1 protein-coding gene is annotated in these 291 nt (G+C 67.7%); it reads left to right on the top strand.

The genetic code is table 11. The features are described 5' to 3' along the window. A partial coding sequence (locus SB717_RS35060) for an aldehyde dehydrogenase family protein (protein ID WP_410907505.1) occupies positions 1-291 on the top strand: 291 nt, incomplete at both ends.

Raw genomic sequence — 291 nt, 5'->3', positions numbered from 1 at the left:
ATACTCCCTCCTCGACACCGACCAGCTTGCTGCTGCCATTGCAGCGGCAGAGGACGCGTACGCGTCCTTCAGCACCCTGGATCCGGAAACACACGCCGCATTCCTGGAGCGCATTGCCGACAACATCGAAGCTGCCGGTCCCGCGCTGATTGAGCGGGCGATGGCGGAAACCGGACTCCCCGAGGCCCGGATTACCGGCGAGCGCGGCCGCACCACCGGCCAGCTGCGGCTTTTCGCGTCGGTGGTCCGGCAGGGAGATTTCCGCGGCGTCCGGGTGGACCCGGCAATGCC

The organism is Priestia sp. SIMBA_032 (assembly GCF_046535215.1).
Classification (GTDB): Bacteria; Bacillota; Bacilli; order Bacillales; family Bacillaceae_H; genus Priestia; species Priestia aryabhattai.
Note: the sequence above shows the minus strand (reverse complement) of the source record. Positions and strands in the feature narration are given on the sequence as shown.